This window comes from Bulleidia sp. HCP3S3_C9 (genome assembly GCF_052064035.1).
Taxonomy (GTDB): Bacteria; Bacillota_I; Bacilli_A; order Erysipelotrichales; family Erysipelotrichaceae; genus Bulleidia.
Window position 1 is genome coordinate 1 of sequence record NZ_JBQHWJ010000096.1, and the last position, 2,598, is coordinate 2,598.

Here is a 2,598-nt window from a genome sequence, read left to right on the forward strand (position 1 = left end):
TCCTTCTTCAAGCTGTAATGGTTCCATTTCATAATTTGTGATGATCCTCTGGGTCAGCGGCTCATGCGATGCCAGGCGCAGTGTATTATTCAGCTGTGGAAGACCTGCCAGAATAATGACCGCCTTGTTTACTGAATCCATTTCGAAATTGAACAGAATCTTCAAATCATTCAGCGTTGCGCTCTTCATATAATTTGCTTCATCAAATATGAATACAGGAGTCATTCTCTTTTCAATGACAAATCTGTCGATTGCGTTCTGGATTGTTCGGAAATTTTCATTTTTTCTGAATCTCGGCTCATACCCGAGCTCTTCTGCGATCATTCTGTAAAACTCCATCACTGTAAGAGTTGAAAGAGAGATGTATACAACCTTGTACGCAGCCGGATTGAGAGATCTGGCCCAGTTTCGAATTGCCGTTGTTTTTCCCATTCCCGGCTGTCCTGTAATCAATCCAAATCCTTTTACCTGATCCAGATAATTCAGCCGGCTGATGACCTCTCGATACTGAGATGTTTCAATCAGAAATGATTTCTGACTCTTTGTATACGGATTGAATTCAAATCCATATCTGCTGATGTAATCCATTATCAATTTCCTCCGGACATTTTGAAACTCGTTCTATGAAATGTAGAGTTTGCTTTCTTGTCCAACAATTTAATTTCTTCCAGTTCTCCATTTCTTCTGTCGACTGAATAGATTTTTGAAAGATCTGGTGAATATCTGAGCAGAAGCTTCTGTCCTGCGTATTTATAATTTACTTCATATTCTTTATCATCCAGAGTAATGACATTATCTCTGGACACTCTTCTTTCGGCTTCAAGCAGGAATGTTTTTTCAATTCTTTCTTCGTCCATACGAATGATCAGTGATGATTCTTCAAAGAATCTGTCCTGAGGTGTCCTGCCATTCAGAGAACTGTGCGGGCTCTGATTGTATTTCTGAACCCAGTGCATCAGGCTGTCTCTGAGATCATCGAGTGATTCAAAATCATGCATGTTCAGCTTTGACATCCATTGATCCTTCATCGTCCGGAACCAGCGCTCAATTTTTGCTTTCCCCGTCGGAGTATAAGGGGGTGCGTAATTGACGACCGTTCCCATACGGGCTCCAAGAAGTTCCATCTGGTGAGATCTGTAGTTGGCTCCATTGTCAAACTTCAATGTCTTGGGCTTCCCGAATTTAATGACTGCTGAACGGATGACGCTCATGAGATTTACAAAGTTGTCATTGAAAAACACATCGATTCCGACAATGAACCTTGACGCATCATCAATCAATGCGATGATCCATACTTTCTTTTTCTCTTTTCCAATTTTTAAATATGGTCCAACACTTGAATCTCCATACCATACTTCATTGATATGTTCCAGCTCATATCGTCTGAACTCTTTGATGACATAATTTTCCTGCCGTTTAAGACTGTTGACATATCTTGTAATTGTAGAAAGTGAAATATCTCCTTCCCTGATCGTATGGTTATCGATAAGCTTCTGATAAATGAGTGTACAGGGCAGACGGGGATATTCTTTATGAAGATAGTTGATCTGTGTCCTGACCTCATCATCCATTTTTCTGGAATGTCCACAGTCACTTCTTCTTTCAGGTTTCAAGCCATCCAGTCCGTCTGCCTGATAGTTTTGATAGTATCTTCGTATCGTATATTCACTGTACGTCACAGCCTTGCCTCCAGGATTTGTGTAAGTCTTTAATGAAGCATCACGAAAAAAACCTGCGCGTTCCTTATCTGACATTTCAGAAGCAGTGACAAGAGGTGCAATGATTCCGTAACGGAACAAAGCTATTTTTTCTCTATATATTTCATCCATGTATTGAAATACCTCCTATGACTAGAAGATAGTTCAAACATAAACCTGTAGGAAGGCCATTCTAAGTGGTGATGTGAATAAGTATTACAGGCTGGCATCTAATCTGCATAAACTGCAGCCTGTGATTCAGAAAGCACAGTTCACAGAGACTGTCATCACTGATAGAAATGTTAAAGCTCAGCAGCCTCTGTCTCCAGAAAAGAGTAAATCTTCTTTTTATGTTTCTGATATCTTCCATAGTGATCCAGTACTTGTTTTTGATATTGTCGTCTGTTTCACTGGATTCAATGATTTCAACTGTATCAGACAGAGAAACATGTGAATAGGGAATTATTGATTTTGGAAGGATTGCATGCGTTTTTCTGCAGCTTTTACATATCACGCGTTTTATTAGGATACGATCATCTGCCTGTTCTTCATACAATTCCCGCTTCAGGTGTCTTGAATAATAGCTGTGTACTTTGAATCCTACCTGTTTACAGGCAGAACATTTAACAGCTTCTATTCTTAATGAATTGGATAATTCATCATAATATGCCTGATCTATATCACTATTGACGCAATCATCATATGCAATTATCATAATATTGTTTTTAGGGAATAGAGGTTAGAGACAGACTGGGGAGTTTATATCGTGCCTCTATTTTTTTTATTCCTTTCTCCTTGCTTCTAATCATACAGAAAATGCAGATATTTTGACTATGATTTAGTCTTTTCTCTGCATCGTTTTTTTATTTAATTTGAATATATTATTGGTTTTATGTGTATT

3 protein-coding genes are annotated in these 2,598 nt (G+C 38.6%); all 3 read right to left on the reverse strand.

Going from position 1 to position 2,598, the window contains the following annotated elements; all coding sequences use genetic code 11:
- The coding region (locus tag ACTND6_RS10795) for an ExeA family protein (RefSeq protein ID WP_441024228.1) at positions 1-588 on the reverse strand (588 nt) is incomplete at its 3' end.
- 2 nt (positions 589-590) lie between these two features.
- Positions 591-1,829 (reverse strand): integrase core domain-containing protein, encoded by a 1,239-nt coding sequence (locus ACTND6_RS10800; RefSeq protein WP_441024229.1) that lies wholly within the window; start codon positions 1,827-1,829, stop codon positions 591-593.
- Between the two features lie 61 nt (positions 1,830-1,890).
- Complete coding sequence (locus ACTND6_RS10805; RefSeq protein WP_441024231.1) at positions 1,891-2,412, reverse strand: DUF6431 domain-containing protein; 522 nt, start codon at positions 2,410-2,412, stop codon at positions 1,891-1,893.
- Positions 2,413-2,598: the final 186 nt, after the last annotated feature.